Here is a 20,322-nt window from a genome sequence, read left to right on the forward strand (position 1 = left end):
GAATCGCCAACGGGTCGCGTTTGGCTTCGAGCGTTCCGCGTGTCACACCGACTCGGTTGTCCGCGGATAAGCGACGCCAAACCTCCGGCCCAGTCACCTGACCGCATAGGAGTTGGCGATACAACCGGAGAATTTCTTCGGTGCGGGTCGCGTCTTCTTCGAGCAGTTCGACGCGGAACCAGCCCACACCGCGTTCGATCAGCGATCCGACTACGTCCGCGGCACTCTGCGGCGTCGCGTTAAACAGCGTGTTGCGGCACGCGATATCGGCTTGCAAGACATGCAATTTACCGACCCGGTCTCGTAGCTGGACAACGTGCCGGTCGCACGGTCGGCCGCAGTTTGTTTTATTCGTGCCGGGCGACAAGACGCTGCAGAAGACACAGTGCTCCATGTGGAACATCGGCATATGTTGGTGCATTACAATTTCCAACCAGTGCCCCGGCGTGGCGGCGACCAGCCCATCGAGTTGGTCGGCGTTCAAGTCATACGATGCCGTCACGCGTTGCACTCCGCGACCGATCAACCACTCCGCCGATCGATGATTGGCGGTATTGAGCGAAAAGTCCGCGACGACGGGAATGTCCGCCGAGATGGCGGCGTCCGTTGCGGCAAGGTTCCGTGCCAACACCGCGTCGGGGGCGTATCGGATCAGTTGCCGGATGAGACCCGTCTCGCCAGGCTTCTGCATGCGAATCGATGCCAGCATCACGTGTGTGCCGGCATCCCGAGCGATCTGAACCGCGTCGCGATGGGTACGCACATCGTGAAAATCGGCGATGACCGAATCGGCACCGGCATCGACCGCGGCTTGAAGTTGTTCGATGGTTCGGCACAAAACGGAAAGCTTGGCTTGGTCGTCGTTGCCGGTTGCGGTTTCAGCGTCCGCTGCGACTCCGGTCTCCGGCGCAGATTCTGGTAGCAGCGCGTCCGCTTCACGGAGCCCACGCACCATCGCGAGACCGGCTTCCTTGTCGACGGTGCGGCGAGGAGGTTGTTGTAGCTTCGCGGTGAGTCGGTCGACGAGGTCCCGCCGGAGGGCATTGAGTACCCCGAGCGGTACCAAGGGGCCACCAATAATTTCTGAGTGAATGGTGGCGAGATGAAACGGCGTGCCTCCGAGCCGTCCGAGTTTGTCTTTGAGGACTTCTTGGTCGATCGCGTGTTTGCGCGCAACCTCGAGCGGCTGATCACCGCAAAAGGTGACACAAATCGGATTATCGCCGCCGGGTGCCGGCTCGGCGTTTGCCTGCGTGATGCTCTTGACGGTTGCGGTGACACGCAGCGGTTCACCGGCTCGGGCGAACACATCGATGTGGATCGGACGCGTGCGCCGCGGTTTGCCTCCGAAGGTGGACGCGAGCTTTTTGTTGAGTTTCGGATCGTCGTTTTTGAAAACCGCGGCGCCTTCATCGATTCGCGAAAAGTCGATTGCACTGCGGGCAAACCCGATCCAAACACTTTCTCCCGTCGAAACCGTTTTGAGCTTTTCGCCACGTTGTGACTGTCGTTTGCCCGGCCGATTTGCAGGACGAAGTGAGTAGACGCGGCCTCCTTGATGGTTGTCTGCAAATCCGCTGCCGGCATACGCGTCGTCTTCTCGTTGGCCCTCCGGCGGGGCCGATGCGATCGCCAATCCGTCGCCGAGCGAAACGTCAGCGGCAACTTTGACGCGAATTTCGTCGCCACGCACCTCGTCGACTTCGCCGAGTTCGATGCCTTGTTTGGCGGCGCGTATTCCCGGTACCAAACGTTTGTGGTCGTTCCCTTCGAGCCATCCCGGTGCGAACCCGCGAGAGAACGACAGTTCCATCTCTTGCCGGTCTCGCTTGCTGACGTGCACCGTGCCCCCGGACACGGCTTGGTCGATCGCTCGTCGGTAGTGGCCGGTGATGTTGGCCACGTATTCGGGAGTTTTCAGTCGGCCTTCAATCTTGAGACTGTCGACGCCCGCGGCGATCATGTCGGGGATCGCGGCGTATCCGGCGAGGTCTTGCGGTGACAACAGGTAGCGAACGTCACCGAGGTGTTGGTCTTCACCGTCGCAAACTAATTCGTACGGCAACCGGCATGCTTGGGCGCACTGGCCGCGATTCGCACTGCGGCCCCCGAGCGATTCGCTGGTCAAACATTGCCCCGAATAGGCAACGCACAACGCGCCGTGAATGAATGCTTCGAGTGGCATCGATGTTGCGGATCGGATCTTGGTGATTTCCTTGATCGACAACTCGCGGGCGAGAACAACCCGTGACAACCCGAGGTCGGCGGCGACGCGGATCGTTTCCGCGGACGTCAGACTCATTTGCGTCGAAGCGTGGATCTCCAACTCGCTGCAGATCGCGCGGACGGTTCGCGCCACGCCGAAATCTTGCACCAATACCGCGTCGACTCCGGCCGTCGCGATCGCCTCGACGACGTTGACGAGCGAAGGCATTTCGTCGGGAAACACGAGTGTGTTGAGCGTCACATAGCCCCGGACTCCTCGCAAACGCAGCATCTGCATGAGTTCGGCAAGGTCGCCGAGACCAAAGTTCGCGGCTCGCGATCGTGCGTTGAAGCCGCGGTCGACGCCGAAGTAGATCGCGTCGGCTCCGTTCTCAACCGCTGCTTCGGCGCAGTCCCAGTTCCCTGCGGGAGACAGCAGTTCAGGGGCGCGGGATGGATCGGGCGATATCGAGCCCGGTGCGGTTGGAGAGGTTTGATTCATCCGCACAGAATACCAGTCGAATGGCCTTCGTAATACTGCTTTTTGGCGATCGGTGTTTCATGATTGGGCGGTGGAAACGTTCTTTGCCTCAATGTCCGTGTGCTGTCCGGTCGAGTTTCACGCGGCCGAGTTTCACGCGAGTGGTGGAGGTTGCTGTTCAGTTGGCGGAGGCGACTGCGGGGGCGCGGAACGTCTGGTTGCAAAATTGCTTTGCGAGCTGGCTTTTTCGATAGCAAAGAAACAGCTAGGGATTTTTGTGACATCTCGGTTTCAAAATCCGTCTATCCCCACCGCGAGACGTTTTGTTAACACGCGAGACTGTCCTGAATCTGTTGCTTGTGTACATAGGTTTAGGGCGTCTGCCGGGGCCTCCTCGGTATGCTTACTTGGTTCGAGGGATCGTATGCTCATTCGACATTATTTATCGCTTAGCGTTGTTTTGGTGGCCGTTGCGGGTTTCGTTGCAGTTGTGTTGCCCGGTCAGGCATTCGCTCAGACGTTGCCGTCGCCTGCTCCATCGTGGCAGTCCGGCCAGTCGACTTGGAACGGTTCAGGCTACGAATCGGTGCCAGCACCTCCTCCGATCAATGAGTTGCCAGAAGAATGGAATGACAACTTTGGGTTGTCCGAATCGGTGCTGCAGCAGCCCGTCGTGGACGTACCGCTGACCGATCCGGCTAGTGCCGCGACGGCCACTGACGCGATCGAGCCGATCCCCGATCCGGGCATGCCGATCGGTGCCGCGATCGCGGACGGGCAAACGCTCGATGAGCCGCCGCTGCAACAGGAGATCGTCCGCTGGTACCAGGTTCCGTGGCGATGGATGACCAAGGGATGGGAAAACCATGCCGAGTTTGGGCTCGACGGCAGCACTGGTAACGCAGAGACGTTGGCGATCCAGACCGGATTGGAGATGAAGCGAAAGACGGACGCCTACACGTTGGCCCTCGACTTCGACTATCGGCAGGCAAGTGCCCAGAGTCAGACGACCGAGGACAACGCCCGGTTCAACCTCGACTACGACCGGCTTTTGGGTGATTCCAATTGGACGATGTTTACCAAGTTCGGGATGGAATACGACGAGTTCAAAGCGTTCGACCTTCGTTTGAATCTCAACGCCGGTTTTGGTTACTACTGGATCCGCAACGACAACACGAACCTAGTAACCCGGGTCGGTGCCGGTGCGTCGAAAGAGATCGGATCGCCGGATGATAGCTGGACACCGGAAGCCGTGTTTGGCCTCGAAGCGGACCACAAGTTGTCGGATCGTCAGAAACTCAAGGCAAAGATCGACTACTTCCCAACTTTCGAAGACTTCAGCGATTTCCGTTTGGTCACTGACGTCGCGTGGGAGTCGCTGATCGACAATTCCGAGAACCTATCACTGCGTCTGTCGATAACCGATCGCTATGACAGCACTCCGCAGGGTGCGCTAAAGAACGACTTCTACTACTCAGCCTTGTTGCTGTACAAGTTCTAGACAGTCGCCACTTTTAGAAAGTCGCACCAGGTAGTGCTCGCGTGCCCCCACCCGGTCGATCGCGTGCTCCCGGGGGCTCCCTTTCTCAGATGGTGCCACCCACCAAACCCAGATCACTCTTTCTCAGATGGTGCCGCCCACCTATTGCGCACCTATTGCGTGTTGCACCGCGTATCATTTATGGCGACGAGCGAAGTTCCGTCGCACATTTCTTTGGGAAACTGATAGCGAGTTGAGTGCTCGTTGCACCTGATTTGAAGGTGGGTGCAGGGGGAGATGGTCGCTGAATGTGCGCCCGCGCAGCATTGACCTTTGTGTTGGCATCATCTGGAGGCGCGATTGGGGCTAACCGCTATTGGAAACAAGCGGCTACGCTGGCTTGGCCGCGGTAATGGTGTCGGCCGGTAGTTTCAGCGTGCTCTTTCATCGACTCGGGACGTCCGATGCAGACGCTTTTGCCGAAGTGCTTCTTCCAATTCCAGACCAAGTCTCGCCACATCGATAGGTCGATACCAACTCTCGTCAGTATCGCTCGAAGCGATGCCGGTACGTCATCTTTTAGGTTCTCCGAAGTCTGACCTGCCGTCCACCGCAGTAAGGCCCAGTAGTCTTGCCATGCGATTTGTAGGAAGCCTTTATCGCTGCTGCGCACGCCCTCGTTATGGACTTCCGGTTCACTCGAGAGTTTGCCGGAGTCCATCGTGAGTGGGCTGAGCCATGCGTCTCGTAGGATCTTCCTGCCTGTCGGGTTCCTGCGTTTCTTTTTCCGCTCTTCTTGGAGTTGGTTGACCGGAGTGTTTCGTAGCTTCTGCCCTGCCTCGTCAGTTGGGATTGTCTTCAAGTCGAAGGCTGCTGACGCAAGTTTCTCGCCACGGCGGGCTTTGACGCGATCGTATGCACTTGTGTGTGGCGCTTCTTCCGGGGAGTCTACCATCGCCGCGCGCACCGGATTGAGGTCCACGTACATGCTGCACGCGAGCAGTCCCGCTTCGTCTACAATTCGCTGTGCCTTGAAGCGACCTTCCCAGAACCTGCCGGTGCACTCGTCTTGTTTGTTCGCCATCCTTGCGATCGGTTCGGCCAGCGCCCGCATGAACCAGGATATATCTGAAAGACGTGTGCGGATCTCCGCAATGCGTTCTTTGTTGCGGACCAAAGTCTTAACGTCGTTCTCCGTCGGTTCGGCCAAGTGTTCTTCCAGCCTGCGACCGGGAAAGACACGTAGCCATCGGATCGCAACTTCTTCGTCCGACCAAGCTGCACAGACGTCCGGCCGGTTGCGGAGGATTTGATGCATGTGATTGCTCATCATGGCGTAGGACAGCACGTCGACTGCGAAAACTGACGCCAACGCCTCCAATCTGCGACGGATCCACTCTTTGCGAAACGAATAGTCTTTTCCTGATTGCTTATCGACACCTGCGAGAAAGGCACGTCGGACACACCGCTGAACAACGTGCACGATACAGACTTCGCTCGGGTCAAACTGCTCATTTCGTTTTGGTCGAGGCATGGACTGATTCCAGATAAAGGTGTTTGCCGAAGTGAGTGTACGCACTGCCAGAACCGAAGTCAACTATATGGTGGGTGGCACCATTAAGAGGAATATGGTGGGTGGCACCATTGGGAGGAGGGGTGGCCTTGCTAGTTGGATTTGTTTTGGTAGTCGGGGCCGGATTTTCGGTCTTGAGATGGTGTTGTGCCGTAGAGGATGTGGTAGTCGCGGCTGAATTCTTGGACTCTTGGGTAGCCGATTCGCATCGCGATCTCGGTCATCGATAAATCGGATAGCTGGACGAGGCCGCGTGCGTAGCTCAGGCGAACTTGCTTGACTCGTTTCATAGGCGACAGGCCGGTGGCCAATCGGCAAGCACGCGAGATGCTTCGTTGCGACCGGCCGCTCAGTGTTTCGAGGTGTCGAAGGTCGATGGGGTCGTGCAGGCATGCTCGCAAGCGCGTTTCGATCTCCCACCAAAGTTGTGAGGGAGTATCGATTCGCTGGTTCTCGGGATCAGTCGGCAGTATTTCAGCGATGATCTGAAGGAGGTGTGCGTGGACCTGCAAATGCCGTTTGACGGCAGACCCGTCGACGTCACGCCAGATTTCGAGCAACCGCTTCGTATGCGACATCGCGGATTGAGAAACTGGAAAGACGCGTTGGTCGAGCGGAGGTGGCAGCAGCGACGGGGCCCGGAAGTTGATCGTGTAGAACTCCCAGGGCGGATCGATAACGCTGCCCTCGACGCTTTCGTTCTCGTGATACCAAATGGCGTCACCTTTGCCAAAACGCTGGATGACACCACCTGAACGCTGTTCGACTCTCCCGGCGGTGCAGAAATGGATCAAGTGCCCCGGTAGCGATTCGCTGCGAAACGCACCCCGATTTGGGCGAATGATTCGGTCGATCAAAGCGATTTCGGTGATGACCGGGCCTTGCATCGGTGGAAAGACTGGCGCGGCGGTTGGCTGTGGCATGGCGGAAATTGCGACATCCAGGAAGGGGATTGCGACGCGAATTGCGACACTTGCGAATTAGATTGCGAAGCACTTTGCGAGCGATTCCTAGGATAACACATGAGATTTGCATTTGTGACGCCGTTCAGTGGTCTACCTGTCCGGCGGGAAATGCGAAAACCGTTTTTCCAACAAACCTGCGGGAATGCCTTGCCATGGCCAAGATCTACTATGTCGGCGACTGGGCAGTGATGCTCGGCCCCGTTTTTGCTGAAACGCCTTTCAATTACACCCACAAAGGGACAGAGATCTTTAACTATGGCAAGTGGTTGAAGGATGCGATCGAATCGACGGGCAAACATGAAGTCACGTCGGTTCCCACGTGGGACTTTTATCGTTTAGGCCCCGGTGAATTGGAAAAGGTACTCGACGAATATGACGTGCTCATTTTCTCAGACGTCGAGTCGAAAAACTTTCAACTCGCGCCGCAGTTCTTTGATCGAAGCAAATTCGGAAGCCAACCGTTGACGTTTCCCGACCGAGTTCGGTTGACGGTGGAAGCGATCGAGAAGGGAACACATGCAATGTTTCTGGGGGGCTGGTTGAGCTTCAATGGCGAGATGGGCAAAGGCGGCTGGGGACGCACGGGGCTGAAGCAAGTTCTGCCGGTGAAGTGTCTCGATGTGGAGGATTTGCGGGAGAATACTGAGGGGTTTTGCGGCACTGCGGTAAATCAAAATCACCCAATGATCGCAGGGGTGGACCTCGAGAGCATGCCTCCTATCTTGGGGTACAACATTGTCGAGCCACGCGACGGATGTGAAGTCATCGCGACATGGAAAGAGACCGGCGATCCGATGTTGGCAGCCGGAGAATTCGGCAAAGGAAAGGTGCTCGCGTACACGTCCGATCCCGCACCACACTGGGGATGCAACTTTGTCTACTGGGACGTCTATGAGCGGTTTTGGTCGCAAGCGGTCGATTGGTTGCTCACGGATCGAGAGGATTGACTGCGACGGTTAAGTCAGTGCGTCGGAGGATGGGGCGTGCACCCACGTTGGGCTCGCCTGAGTAAAGAGTTCGTGTGGGCGATGTTGGTACGAAGTCTTCGCGATTTCGGCTGTTTGTTTTGTTTGTTGCTGTTTCGAATGAGCTATATCGAATGAACCGATTCGGGTTGGAACTGACGATCGTTGTCGTGATGTTGGTTGTTGGGTTATGCGTCAGTGACACGGCACCTCTGAAGGCCGAGGACGGAGCGCCGGTGGTGGTTCCGACGCCGGTGTCTCTTGTTCACCAACCCGGGACGCCGGCTTGTACGCTGACCGAGAAATCTCGAATCCGTGTCCCGTTCGGAGACGCGGGGATGTTTTTGCAGACGCATGCGAATGTGCTGCGGGACGAGCTGGAACTGCTGACTGGTTTACGGTTGGATGTCGTGGTTAGCGACGATGAGCCGACGAGCTTCGACATTGTGCTCGCGATTTCGTCGGATGCGCAAACACTTGATTCGATGTCTAGCGAACATTACACGTTGACGTCCGGAGACCGCGGAATTCGGATTGTTGGAAAGTCGTCCGTCGGTGTGGCCCATGGTACCTCGACGTTGCTGCAGTTGATCGATCCTAAAACCTGCTCGTTGCCCTCGCTGTCCATCACTGATCAGCCTGCGGCAGAGTATCGGGCTCTGATGGTGGACGTAGCTCGGACGCCCCATTCGATCGGCGTGATCAAAGACGCGGTTCGTTTGTGTCGGTTGTTCAAGGTGCGGTACCTGCAGTTGCACCTGACCGACAACCAACACTTTACGTTTCCATTTGCTCCGGTCACTGACCATTTACAGGGCAATCACTGCTACACGATTGAAGAACTCAATGAACTCGTTGAGTACGCCGACGCCCGTGGCGTGACGATCGTTCCTGAATTGGATCTGCCGGGCCACTCAGGCCGACTCCGCGAATCGGGCTACCTTTCGCCGAACCGAAACGACGCTGACGTTGCCGCCCCACAGAATTATGCCAAGATCGGCAAACTGATCGATGCGATGATCAATGTGTTCGCCAGCTCGCCGTACTTTCACATCGGTGGTGACGAATCGGGGGCTGGGCATCGATTGGTGCCGTTTCTTGCTGAGGTCAACAAGCGGGTTCGGGCACGCGGAAAACGGTTGCTCGTCTGGGAAGGTTTCCACGGCGCACCGACGGATCTGATTCCGGCAACGGGCGACGATCACGTTGTCGTGTTGGCGTGGGAGAGTTCTTACAACGCGCCTTGGGATTTGCTCGACAGCGGGTATCGAATTATCAATGCGTCATGGAAGCCGACCTATCTGACCGGTGGGTATGGCGGCTTGATTCACCCCGGTTCAACTGGTGGTAAACGTTTCGATCTAGAGGATATCTATCGTTGGGACAAAAACACATTCATGCACTGGGAGCCGGGGCGTCCGGTATTTGAAGACCGTGGTCCAAACGATCCGAACCGCGACGACGGTGAATGGAACGCGAAATGGATTGGCAAAGACGATCAGATTCTTGGCGGGCAAATGTTGTATTGGGAACAATACGAGTGCAGCGTCGTGCATTTCTTGTTGCCACGTGTGCCGATTCTGTCAGAGCGTTTATGGAACCCGAGTTCGGGGCATTCTTTTGCAGAGTTCCAAGATCGGTCAGGGCTTGTTCAGGAACGTGTCTTACCAGTGCTGCAGCCGATTGAAATCTTGCCGGAGGTGGAGGATCCATCGCACCCCGTGGTCAGTCTTTACCAGCCCTATGAAGGAGAAGAGATTCAGGTGACGCTTCGGAATCGCTCGAAAGTTCCTGGGCAGATTCGTTACAGCAACGGTGGTTGGTCGGGCCGTCTGAATTCACCCAATTTCCGTCCGGTACCCGAACCGCAACACGAATACGAAACCGCGTTGGTGGGCCGCGGAGCGTTCAGTGTTCGTGCCGAGTTGGTTCGTGAGGATGGAACACCGGTGGACGGACATTCGTGGAAGTTCTTCAACAATTGGCCTGATCGTGTGGAGGTCAGCGAGTTCGACATTGGTCGTCGCACTCCGCGCCAGGTGCCGGACTTGGCCGCGCTGCCGGAATCCAAGCTGCTGCGACGATATCGGATGCCGTATCTACGTGGTCTGACTCGGAACGTTGCGGTACGCGGGCAAATGACCGAGGCTGACCTCGTGGCTCCCGCGGACGGGACTCACACGCTCGAGTTGCGAACGCAAAGTGGTCACGCAACATTGTTCTTTGATCGAAATCAGAACGGAAGTTTCGAGGAAGACGAAGTGCTCGTGCGAGACAGTCCGAACGACGAGTCGGGCCAGAAGGCTGATGTTGTTTTGGAGCGAGGCGAGCGATATCGAGTCCGGATCGATCACGCGACCGGCATGCCTCGGCCAGTGTTGTTGCTGTTTCTCACCGGCCCCGACGGGAAGCGAGCCGAGATTAGCGAGTATCTAGAACTGCCCAAGTGATCGCGTTTGAACGGTTTGGGACCACGGGCGAGTTTGTGAAACGCTGGTAGAACGACAAAAGCATGTTGATCATGTGGGGCCGTGGCCTTATGATGCGTTTATGAGTCGACACGCAAACATCACACGTGGTCCAGCAGGATGGACGGTACGTATTCTTCGTGAAGGACAGTTGCATTCGAAGTACTTCCGCTTTTCCAACGGCGGAATACGGAAATCGCTCGCGCAGGCGCAGCGATGGCGGGACAAGAAACTCCGCGAGCTAGGCGACCGGCAGTGGCATAAAGGGCCACGCAAGAAAGCAGCCAACAATACGTCGGGAATGACCGGCATCAGCAAAAACGTCTACGGGCGTTGGGTCGCGACCTGGCAAGAAGACGGCGTCCAGCGTTTCAAGACGTTCAAGTTCAAAAAGGATGCGATCGAGCACCGCAAAGCGATGTTGGGCACGGAATAGTTGAGGTGCCGAGTTGGTGCCGGACAACTTGCATCGGGCAGCCGCGTGCTGGAAACCGCGGCGAACGGAAACCGCGGTGAACGGAAACCGCGGTGAACGCGAGGCGGCTGATCGGGCGTGGTCGATTGGGTTGCGTGGTCGATTGGGCTGGCCTGTCGATTGGGTTGACTGGGATCGAGGGCGGCGGGATGCTTTGTTTGCGTTCTTAATCCCGCCCCGATTGATTGTGTTGTTTGCCGTGAATTTGCCATCGCCTTCTGAGCAGTCACCTGTTTTTCGATCCGAAGTTGTCCTTGGGTTATGGCCGATCGCAGGCGTGACGACCGTTGGAGTGACCGCGGAGGACGCCGAGCGAACGATCGCGAAGGCAATCGCTCTGGGGATCACGACGTTCGATACCGCGTTCAGTTATGGATTGAACGGCGAGTCGGATCGGTTTCTCGGCGCAGCGATTCGGGGGCGATCCGACCAGTTTCATGTCATCAGCAAAGTCGGCCAACGGTACCGAGATGACGGCAGTCGCGTCGTGGATTCTCGACCGGAAACACTGATCGCGGACGCGGAGGAGTCGCTGCGTCGGATCGGCATCGACCGGTTCGACACGTTGATGTTGCACAGCATCGATGATCAGGTGCATGTGGAACAGAGTGCCGAGGCATTGTGTGAGCTTCGCGATCGTGGACTCGCCGTCAGGATCGGATTGTGCAACGCGTCTGAAGCGGAACGGCAGCGTTTTGATGCGGTGTGCCGTTGTCAGGCGATTCAGTGTCCGCTGAACTTGCTGCAAAGTGACACGTTGCAAACCGTGATCGCGGGGGCAGCGTCTTGCAACAATGACGTGCTGGTCTACTGGACGCTGATGAAGGGTTTGTTGGCCGGCAAGATTTCACGTGACCATGTTTTTCCCGAGGGCGATAGTCGTCCGGGGTATGCGGTGTTTCAAGGAGAGCAGCGTGCTCGGGCGCATCGGGTGGTAGACGGTTTGCGTGAGATCGCGGGCGAGAGCGGATGCACGGTTGCTCAGTTGAGTGTTTCGTGGGTGCTGTCGCAGTCCGGTGTGACCGCTGCGTTGGTCGGTGCCCGGCGTCCGGATCAGATCGAAGACGTCGCCGGTGCGAAACCGCTCGACGAAGAAACGCTCGGGCGCATCAACAGTTTGGTTGCCGAGAACGCGATCACGTAAAAGCGTGCGGTTATTTCCGGACAGGTTGGAGAATTTCGATGCTGCGGAAATCGACTTCGAGGTTTTGGTTTCCGTGAAGCTGTAGCGCGATCACTCCGGAATCGGCGAGGTCGTCGACGACGAAGTCGGCTGCCAGGCAGTCGTTCAGGTGCGTGACGATTCGTTTGCCTTCCACGCTGACGGTCATCGTTTGCCAAGGAGCATCGTCGGCGTTCGCGTTGTCGGCATCATCCGATTCGGATGCGAGGGCGGAATTGTTTTGGCGTTGGGCGGTGGAGAGACCGCGGCGGGCTTGTTCCCATTGGAAACGCACGACGTCTCGGCGATCGGGTGGGAAACGCGTATCAAGGTAGTGCAGCGGTTTGGCGACCCAGCCTTTGCCGCCGGTTTGATACAGACCCGCGACGTCGTCGGTTTCGTCGATTTCGCATTGCACACCGGCAATGAATGGATTGGCAGGAGTGATCTTGCTGCGGACAAAGAACCCGCTGTCGCCTTGTTTGTATCGGTAGACGATTCGGAACGTCGCGTTGGTGAATTCGCGTGTTGAGTAGAGCAGGCCGTTCGGCTCGTTCGCCTCGACACTGGCTCGACCTTGCAAGATACCGTCGGCAACCGTCCATGTTCCTCCGCCGACGGATTTCCAACCGGGGATGATTTCACCTTCGCCGAGTTCGCCGTTTGCGGTAGTGGCATCGAAAAGGGGCACCCATTCTTGTTCACCCAGATCGCGGACGATCAGGTTGCGGAAACGGTAGGTCTGTCCCTTTTCGCCGTGGTGTTGCAGGCCGATGCGACCACTGAGGTCAGCGGGGTCGAAATAGTCGGTGGTCGGGACGTCGTTGACGAAGAACTGCAGGTGATGGCCGACACATCGAATGCGGAAACGGTTCCATCGGTTGCGGTCAAACGCGGCCTGGGCCTCGCTCTGTTTCCACAGCGGGTTGAGCCATTGCCGACGGCTTTCGTCGTAGAGTCCGCCGGACCAGCGGCGTTCGGTCGGGTCGGCTTCGGCTTGGTAGCCAAACACCAGGTTGGGTTGGACTTGCCCGCGTGCCATGAAACCGCTGTTGGATTTTCCCTCGGGCAGTTTCAATTCTGCTTCGAATTCATAGTCGTGGTATTCCTTCTCGGTAACGAGAAAGAACTTGCGTTCGGCGGTGAGATGAATTTCTCCGTCGACCACTTCGACTTTGCCCCACTCGTACGGGTTGGTCCATCCGTTAAGCGATTTTCCGTCAAAGATGGCTTTTCGTTCAGGAGTCGCGGGCGGCGATTCGGGTGCGGGGGCCGGTTTGGGCTCCGCGGGAGCTTCTGCCTCTGCGGCGGGTTCAGGTGTAGCGTTTGCCTGTTCGGGGGCGGGGCTCGCAGTGTCTGGTTCAGCGGGGCTGTCCGCGGCTGGAGGCTGGGGCGTTGTTCCGTCAGCCTGCAAATTCCCCACGCAGGCGATGTTCAGCGTGATCAAACCGCGGCATGCCACCGCACACAGCGAGCGGGATCGACCAGGGAGTACAGCTCGCCAAGAGGTGCGACACAAAAAGGTACCACCCATCAAGTCCGCGAGGCGGATGGTCGAGGCGGATGGCAAGTGGAGATTCCGTTGCGAGAAATTCATGTTGAACGTGCAGTTGGAATTGGTCGGGGTGAGTGGCGACTGATTGAGTAGTATAATCCGCGACCTTTCCAGTTCCGAACAGCCCTCCACGGCAGCAATGGCAAATAATCAGAAGCTATTCCAGAAAATGCTGCACTTGGCTGCTGGTGAGCTGAAGAGGCGGCATGACATGAAAAGTGCCGGCGAACGCGAGGCTGCCGGTCGCGAGGAGAAGGAGACGCGTAGCGATTTTCGGGCCAATTCGGCCGGCCGCGATGTTTCGCAGGGAGCCGCCGATTGGGCGTTTCGCCGGAGATTGGTTGGAGTGGTCGCCGCGTTGATGTTGATCGTTGCCGGGCTGGGGCAATTCACCGGCATGATCGAGGAGTGGTCTGGTTCGGCCTCGACCAGCCGTTTTACCGTTGCGGCGTTGACCCGCATTGGGTTGGTGCTCGGGGCAATTTGGTTGGCGTGGGATTCACTGCGGAAGCCTGCCCGGTGGCTGCCTCCGGGGCTCGCGTTGGTTGGCGTGATTGGGATCGTGATGGTGGCGGCGCAGCCGAAGTTGGTGATCGCGATCTTGCCGTTGTTCGGTTTCTTAACGATTTTTACATCCGTGCTGCGTGCGTTTCGCGGCGACGGTTAGGGGCGACCTGCCGGTAACAACGACAGGTGGAAACCGGTATACTTGCGAGGCGTCGGGTCGTACCGCATCGGGCTGCAAAGGTTCGGGCAGCGGTCGCGGAACGAGCGATGTCGCAGGGCATCACATTTTCTCCCCAAACGATTTGTAAGGAAATCCAATGAGCAAGTATCTCGAGAACGTCAAGAAGTACGTTGACTCCCCAAACGAAAACGCTGTGGAAGCGTTGGTCGGGCATTTGGGATTGGCGTTGGAGAGTCGTGACTCGGCCGTCGTTGCCGCCACCGACGATGAAGAGCTGGCTAGGATCAAGACCGGGTATTGCTCCAAGACGCTCGACTTGAGTTCCGAGGAAGCCGACAAGGCGTTGGCCGCGGTTTGTGAAAAGATGAAAGGGGACACGGCGAAATGTCGCGTCACGTTCTATTACCTGTTGGCCGAAGCGAGCGACTCGATGGATCGTTTGGCCGCGTAAACGGTCCAAATCGAAAATCCCGCAGGGGAGGCTCGACAGAAAGAACGATGACGTCAGTTTGACAAAATCGGTCTTGGGCGAACGCCGATGCGAAGCGAGAGGACGCGTCCTCGCCCGTTTCGCAATTTGTCGCTCACCCACCCTAGGTCCACCGAGATGTCGCAGCGCCCCCAGACGCCATCCGTTGTCAATTCGTCCACGCAGCCACGTATCCGACCGCGCCGAGTCACTTCATCGGCCGATGCGAGGAAAGTTGACGCGGACACCGTGGCTGGGCCGGTCCTCGTCGCCAGCGATGGTTCGGTTCACCGCGTTGACCGTCAGCGCCCCGAAAGTTCGGACGAAGCTGCCCGAGAACGAGGAGCGGTTCGCGGTGTTAAGAGCGACGCCGTGGACGAATCCGGATCGGCGCCGGTGGAGTTGGCGGTTCGGTTGATCAGCGAGACCGCACACGACCTGCGGTCTCCTTTGGCGAGTGTTGCCGCCACGATGGAGTTAATTCGTGACGGACAACTCGGCGAAGTCACGTCGATGCAGGACGATGTTTTGCAGGCCGCGTTGAAGCAGTGCGATTATCTCAATGCTCTCGTTGGCGAAATGTTGCACGCGGACGGTTTGCTCGGCGGCACGACGACGCTGCACCGGCGAGTGGTCCGGCGTAGCGAGATTCAAAACATGGTCAGCGACGCAACGGCGGCTGTCCTGGCGACGAAGCGGATTGAGTTGCTGTTTGACGGTTTGGACGCTAATGAGGCGCCCATTTATGTCGACGCCACGTTGCTGTGTCGTTTGTTGGTGAATCTCGTCGTGAACGCGGAGAGAGCCAGCAGCGAAGATTCGACCATTTTGATTAAAGCCCACGATGATCACGAATGCGGCGTGGTTCGTTGGTCGGTGGTCGACTGCGGCGGTGGAATCTCGAGTGAAAAGATGCGGGAGTTGGCCAATCCGGGAGCCTCGCCAAAGCGGGCGAAATCGGACTACGGCGGGCGTTCGACGGGAACCGGATTGGGTTTGATGATTTGTCGCCAGCTCGCGACGCTGCACTATTCGGATCTGCGGATTCGATCGCGAGTGGGCAGCGGGACGGATGTGATGTTCGAGACCCCGCTGGCGCATCCGACTGCCGTGGCGACGGCGTTCGCACGTTTCCGCAATCAGATCTTCGGTCCGGCGATGCGTCCCAAACCGATCGCTGGCGACATTGTGCCGAGCCAATCTGATCGATCCGCTGCAGCGTCGTCATGGAAAGAAGCCACGTTGAATTTTGTCGGTGCCGGCCCGCGATGCGGCAGCCGTGTGGCGATCGGGACGACGTCGATCTCAGGTGATCATGCGGCAGGTGCCGTTGACACGTTCGACCGGATCTTGCAGAGCCGCTTAGGCCGGTTTGAGGTGAGTTACCGGACCACTCGGCGGACCTGGGTATGGGTGCTCGATGCGGATCACCGTACCGTGGCGGATCGGATGCGGAAGATCGACGTGTCGCTCGGGAAACTGCTCGAGAACGTCGAGGTGACGTGGGGTGAACCGACGGTGGTGCCGGTTGGGCATCGAACGTTGCAGAGTTTGCTGATCGATCGGATGACGACGCAAGCTTTATCTGCGGCGACGTCGGAGATCTTTGGGCACGCCGTCGATCGCGATACCGTGCGTCCCGGGACCGACCCGATCGCATCGTCCCCGGTTGCCGCAACGCGTTTGGACGAAGAGCTGCGGCGGCTGACCGTTCGAATGCGGCACCACTCCGACCGCATGAAATCGCAGTCGGCAGCATTGCGTCCGCCGCGGTCGTAGCCCAACGCGGTTCCGATTCGGTTTGAAAGAGTGGTGTTGCCTACGGCGATGGCTGCTGATGGCGTCGATCGTCGCGCGGCGGTGCAATCGTTACATCCCGCCGGACCGTTTCACGACGGAAAGTTTGCGCGCCGGTGCACCGGAGTTGAGTGATGCTCCTTCGGGATCCGTAACCAACGATTCAACCAGCAGAGCGGATTGCTCAGTAAGGTTGAGTCCACTGGATTACGGAAGTGATATCGATGAATTGCGAATCGTGCGGTGCCCCTGTATCGCGTTTGGGACGTGCCGGCCGTTATTATTGCGACTACTGCGACTGTCAATCCGTCGCGACGCCGTTGCACGATTCCGTTGATGGGCTCGTTTTAACCGGCACGTTTACCGAGACGCCGTGTTTGACATGCGGCGATCGAAATCTCGAACTCGGTTCTCTTGATACGTACCCCATCGAAGGTTGCCGGAAGTGCCAAGGGGTGCTGCTGCAGCGATCTGCGTTCGCACAACTCGTCAGAGAACGTCGCGCGGAATACGTTGGTCCGGATCGGACGGGTGAGTTTGATCCGGCGCTCGACGGGCCCCGTGATCATCACTCCAGGTTGACGTGCCCGAGCTGTCAGACGTTGATGGACTCGTTCTTCTACGCGGGCCCCGGACGAGTCGCGATCGATTCGTGTTGTCGGTGTGAAAGCGTGTGGTTGGATTGCGGCGAGATTTCGAGAATCGCCGAAGCCCCCGGTCGTCGATAGACCCATTGGTCGAAAGGCCCGTTGGTTGATATCGCATTCGTTGGCAGGCCCATTTGTCCACCGTGCCTGCGATTGATCGGCAGCGTTCATATCGCGGAGGTTGTTACCCTTCGTTGGTGAGCCGATTCGGTGAGCCGGTTTGATACGCTTGCTAGCTGTTTTGGATGCGGAAGGCGAGTTGTTGCAGTTCGCTCGCCAGGTCCACGTTGATCACCGCGACCGATGACGGGACGCGAAGGGTCGTGGGCGCGAAGTTCAAAATGCCTTGGATTCCCAGTGCGACGATTCGTGAGGCGACGTCGGTTGCCTGTTCGCTCGGAACGGTCAGGATAGCCAGTTCGGGTTTGAGATCCCGCAGGACCGGTTCGAGTTGGTCCATCGCAAGGATGCGGGTTTCACCAACGACGCGGTTAATTTTTGACGGGTCGGTATCAAACGCGGCTGCGAGGGAGAAACCGAGCCGTTCGAACCCGCGGTACCGCAGCAACGCGTTGCCCAGGTAGCCGACCCCGATCATGACGGCCTTCCAATGCACGCCGCTGCCGAGCACGACGCCGATGTGCTGGGCGAGCGACGCGACGTCGTAACCGACGCCACGGCGTCCAACCGAACCGATCGAGCTGAGGTCGCGGCGGACGACGGCGGCCGAGACGTTCACCATCGCGGCGAGGTCGCGGCTGTTGGTTGACATCTGTCCGGCGTCCAGGAGCCTGTGAAGCTCACGGTAGTACAGGCTCAATCGGCCCACTGCAGGCGTCGACAAATCCGCCCGAACGTTTTCTGAAGCCTCGTCATCGGAGGGGTTTTCGGGCGTGTTTGGCGGCGTCATTAGGCGATTCTCCCGGAATCGTGGCGTCATGATCGGTACAGGCGTTACGAAAGTAAGGGACGGTACGTTCCGCCATCCTAGCCCTCCTATTTTGCCTGGACGGGCACCTTTACGTGTTCAACGGTTACCCCGTAGACGATGAAGTCTGTGCATCGAAATCGCTTTCGCTATCCCGCACGCTTTATGCACGCGTTATTGGCGAGTGATTGCTACTCGACCCTCCCGCTCTTGTAAGCGACCGATCAGCTTTAGTGTGGCTGACGGATACCACGCGGACAAGAGAGTTATCGGGGATGCGACACGGCACACGCCGTAATCGCGAACATGGGACCGGGCTGGTGAAGATTGGTTTCGATGGTGAAGGGCTATGCCGGGGGGTTCCGGCGGCCAGTGGAAAGCTATGTCTTGCGACGCTCGAAGCGTTGTATCTAGAGAGGATTTTGATATGAAAAGGTTGTGGTTACTGCCCGCCCTGGCGATCATCGCGATCGTGTCGGGCGCCAATGCTGCTCACGCTGCGTATAGCAGCGCGATCAGCTACCAAGGGTGTAGCAGCTGCGGTGGCGGCGGAACTGTTGTAGCAGGCGACTCAGTCGTCGCAGCAGCTCCTGAAGCAATCGTCAGCGAAGGTTCGGCTGCCGGAAGCGGATCGTACACCGTAATGCGTACCGTTCGTGAAACAGTGATGGAGCAAGTCGAAGAGACTCGCTACCGCACTCGCAACGAAACTTACTACGTTGACCAAGTCGTCAACCGCACACGAATGGTTCCTGAAACCGTTCAGCGTGAGGTTCAGTACACGGTCATGGTTCCAACGTACGAAACACGCGAAAAGACGATCAACTACACGGTCAACAAGCCTGTGTACGAAACTCGTTCGCGAGTTATCAACTACACCGTTAAAAAGCCAGTGTACGAGACTCGTCAAAAGACGATCAACTACACCGTCATGAAGCCTGTTTACGAACAGCACCAACGCGTGATCAACTACACAGTCAAGAAGCCTGTGTACGAAACACGCACCAAGACGATCAACTACACGGTTAACAAGCCAGTGTACGAGACTCGCACCAAGACGACGAACTACACGGTCATGAAGCCTGTGTACGAAACTCGTCAACGTACGATCAACTACACGGTTTACAACACCGTTCGTGAGCAAAAAGTTCGCACCGAGAACTACACCGTTCGCGTTCCCCAAACGTACACCAAGACCATCACGGTCAAAGGTGGACACTGGGACACCGTAACGGAAACGGTTCCTGGCCCAATGATTCGCCGCACCGTGCGTGAGCCCGGTACGTCTTACTTCGACCCTGCGACCTGCAAGACCGTGTACTGCCCAGGCAAGTGCCGCGTTGAGTGCGTCCAAGGTTGCCCAAAGACGATCTGCAAGAAAGTTTGGGTTCCTACTTGTGAGCAAAAAGAAGTTACTTGCACGAAGTACGTAACCGAATGCCGCACCCGTGAGATTCCTTACACCGTTTGCCGTAAGGTTCCTGAGTGCCGCACCAAGGTTTGCGAATACAAAGTGTGCCGTATGGTTCCTGAGTGCCGCACAAAGACCTGCAACTACACCGTTTGCAAAATGGTTCCTGAGTGCCGTACCAAGGTTTGCACCTACAAAGTTTGCAAAATGGTTCCTGAGTGCCGCACCAAGACCGTTTGCCACACCGTGTGCCGCAAAGAGTGCTACCAAGAAACGATCAAGGTTGCTAAGTGCCGTAAAGTTTGCGAGCCTTACACCGTGACCAAGTGCGTTCCTCGAGTTGTTTGCCGTCAAGTTCCTGTCACCGTTTGCTGCCCAGCACCTTGCTGCGAAGCACCTGCTTGTGGCGACGCTTGCGGTGGATGTGACTCGTGCGGCTCGGCTTCGGCTTGTGGCTGCGACGCAGCACCAGCTTGCGGATGTGCAGCTCCTTGCTGCGAGCCAGCACCTTGCTGTGCACCTAAGAAGCCATGCTGCCTGAAAGGCTTGTTCGACAAGCTCTTCAACAAGCCAGCTTCTTGCGGATGCGGATGCGAAGTTGTTGAGCCTTGCTGCGACGTTGCACCAGCTTGCGGATGCTAATCACGGATCCTTACGGATTTCTTGTTAGCGATGTGAAATAGGACGCTTTCCACGCTGGCCCTTTTCCCCATAACGAATTCGCCGACCGTGTTCGCTCGGACATTAGATCGAACAACGAGCAACCGGCGGCGGATTCAGCGGGGAGATAGCCCACCAGCAAGGAGTTGATGTCTTTGAACCAAATCGGGGTCGAGTTTCTCCCCAGAAACTCGCCCCGTTTTTTTATGCGCCGGTGGTATCTGACAAACGGGAACGTTTTTAAGAATGATGAAGCCGATGCCGGTAGGTTTTGGGGACTGAATATTGGCGAATGCTGCTACGGGAATTGGACGCGGCGAGTTTTGCGAACACTCGGGGCAGCGAAACTCGCCAACGGTTTCGGCGGGCGTTGTGAATTGCCGAAAGTCTTGG

The 20,322-nt window shown here is 57.6% G+C and carries 16 protein-coding genes; 11 read left to right on the forward strand and 5 right to left on the reverse strand.

What is annotated here, in order from left to right:
• The coding region (locus RSSM_RS21545) for a U32 family peptidase (RefSeq protein ID WP_008683929.1) at positions 1 to 2,707 on the reverse strand (2,707 nt) is incomplete at its 3' end.
• A gap of 403 nt (positions 2,708 to 3,110) precedes the next feature.
• Here RSSM_RS21545 and RSSM_RS21555 point away from each other — a divergent pair.
• On the forward strand, positions 3,111 to 4,187 hold the full coding sequence (locus RSSM_RS21555) for a DUF481 domain-containing protein (RefSeq protein ID WP_008683930.1): 1,077 nt from the start codon (positions 3,111 to 3,113) through the stop codon (positions 4,185 to 4,187).
• A gap of 352 nt (positions 4,188 to 4,539) precedes the next feature.
• On the opposite strand, the gene RSSM_RS21560 is transcribed toward RSSM_RS21555, so the two are convergent.
• Positions 4,540 to 5,700, reverse strand: coding sequence for a transposase (locus RSSM_RS21560; RefSeq protein WP_008683932.1), 1,161 nt, complete (start codon positions 5,698 to 5,700; stop codon positions 4,540 to 4,542).
• Positions 5,701 to 5,831: 131 nt separating this feature from the next.
• The gene (locus tag RSSM_RS31865; RefSeq protein ID WP_052336092.1) at positions 5,832 to 6,662 is read right to left on the reverse strand and encodes a helix-turn-helix domain-containing protein; all 831 of its coding nucleotides are present in this window, start codon (positions 6,660 to 6,662) and stop codon (positions 5,832 to 5,834) included.
• A 194-nt stretch (positions 6,663 to 6,856) separates the two neighbouring features.
• Here RSSM_RS31865 and RSSM_RS21570 point away from each other — a divergent pair, with 194 nt between their 5' ends.
• The 4 genes from RSSM_RS21570 to RSSM_RS21585 all read left to right on the forward strand — a co-directional run bounded on the left by RSSM_RS21570 (position 6,857) and on the right by RSSM_RS21585 (position 11,756).
• Positions 6,857 to 7,651: a glutamine amidotransferase gene (locus tag RSSM_RS21570; RefSeq protein ID WP_008683936.1), complete on the forward strand. Its 795-nt coding sequence runs from the start codon at positions 6,857 to 6,859 to the stop codon at positions 7,649 to 7,651.
• 152 nt (positions 7,652 to 7,803) lie between these two features.
• Complete coding sequence (locus RSSM_RS21575; protein WP_008683938.1) at positions 7,804 to 10,119, forward strand: family 20 glycosylhydrolase; 2,316 nt, start codon at positions 7,804 to 7,806, stop codon at positions 10,117 to 10,119.
• 100 nt (positions 10,120 to 10,219) lie between these two features.
• The gene (locus RSSM_RS21580) at positions 10,220 to 10,573 is read left to right on the forward strand and encodes a hypothetical protein (protein WP_008683940.1); all 354 of its coding nucleotides are present in this window, start codon (positions 10,220 to 10,222) and stop codon (positions 10,571 to 10,573) included.
• A gap of 76 nt (positions 10,574 to 10,649) precedes the next feature.
• Positions 10,650 to 11,756: an aldo/keto reductase gene (locus RSSM_RS21585; RefSeq protein ID WP_236621296.1), complete on the forward strand. Its 1,107-nt coding sequence runs from the start codon at positions 10,650 to 10,652 to the stop codon at positions 11,754 to 11,756.
• A gap of 10 nt (positions 11,757 to 11,766) precedes the next feature.
• Here the strand turns inward: RSSM_RS21585 and RSSM_RS21590 are convergent, their stop codons facing one another.
• Entirely contained in the window at positions 11,767 to 13,236 is a 1,470-nt protein-coding gene (locus RSSM_RS21590; RefSeq protein WP_008683944.1) for a 3-keto-disaccharide hydrolase, read from the reverse strand.
• 232 nt (positions 13,237 to 13,468) lie between these two features.
• Here RSSM_RS21590 and RSSM_RS34890 point away from each other — a divergent pair, with 232 nt between their 5' ends.
• The 4 genes from RSSM_RS34890 to RSSM_RS21610 all read left to right on the forward strand — a co-directional run bounded on the left by RSSM_RS34890 (position 13,469) and on the right by RSSM_RS21610 (position 17,011).
• On the forward strand, positions 13,469 to 13,996 hold the full coding sequence (locus RSSM_RS34890) for a hypothetical protein (protein WP_236621298.1): 528 nt from the start codon (positions 13,469 to 13,471) through the stop codon (positions 13,994 to 13,996).
• 157 nt (positions 13,997 to 14,153) lie between these two features.
• Positions 14,154 to 14,468, forward strand: a complete 315-nt coding sequence (locus RSSM_RS21600) for a DUF2853 family protein (protein WP_008683950.1) — start codon at positions 14,154 to 14,156, stop codon at positions 14,466 to 14,468.
• Positions 14,469 to 14,624: 156 nt separating this feature from the next.
• A complete protein-coding gene (locus RSSM_RS21605) occupies positions 14,625 to 16,265 on the forward strand; it encodes a sensor histidine kinase (protein WP_081613863.1) in 1,641 nt (546 codons plus the stop codon).
• Between the two features lie 242 nt (positions 16,266 to 16,507).
• Complete coding sequence (locus RSSM_RS21610) at positions 16,508 to 17,011, forward strand: TFIIB-type zinc ribbon-containing protein (protein ID WP_044303244.1); 504 nt, start codon at positions 16,508 to 16,510, stop codon at positions 17,009 to 17,011.
• 151 nt (positions 17,012 to 17,162) lie between these two features.
• Here RSSM_RS21610 and RSSM_RS21615 read toward each other — a convergent pair whose 3' ends face one another.
• Positions 17,163 to 17,840: a redox-sensing transcriptional repressor Rex gene (locus RSSM_RS21615; RefSeq protein WP_008683959.1), complete on the reverse strand. Its 678-nt coding sequence runs from the start codon at positions 17,838 to 17,840 to the stop codon at positions 17,163 to 17,165.
• Positions 17,841 to 18,285: 445 nt separating this feature from the next.
• On the opposite strand from RSSM_RS21615, the gene RSSM_RS21620 reads away from it, so the two are divergent.
• Positions 18,286 to 19,911, forward strand: a complete 1,626-nt coding sequence (locus RSSM_RS21620) for a hypothetical protein (RefSeq protein WP_044303239.1) — start codon at positions 18,286 to 18,288, stop codon at positions 19,909 to 19,911.
• Positions 19,912 to 20,078: 167 nt separating this feature from the next.
• Positions 20,079 to 20,322: hypothetical protein (locus RSSM_RS34895; protein WP_236621299.1), on the forward strand; the 244-nt coding region annotated here is incomplete at its 3' end.

The organism is Aporhodopirellula sallentina SM41, from assembly GCF_000346505.1.
GTDB lineage: Bacteria > Planctomycetota > Planctomycetia > Pirellulales > Pirellulaceae > Rhodopirellula > Rhodopirellula sallentina.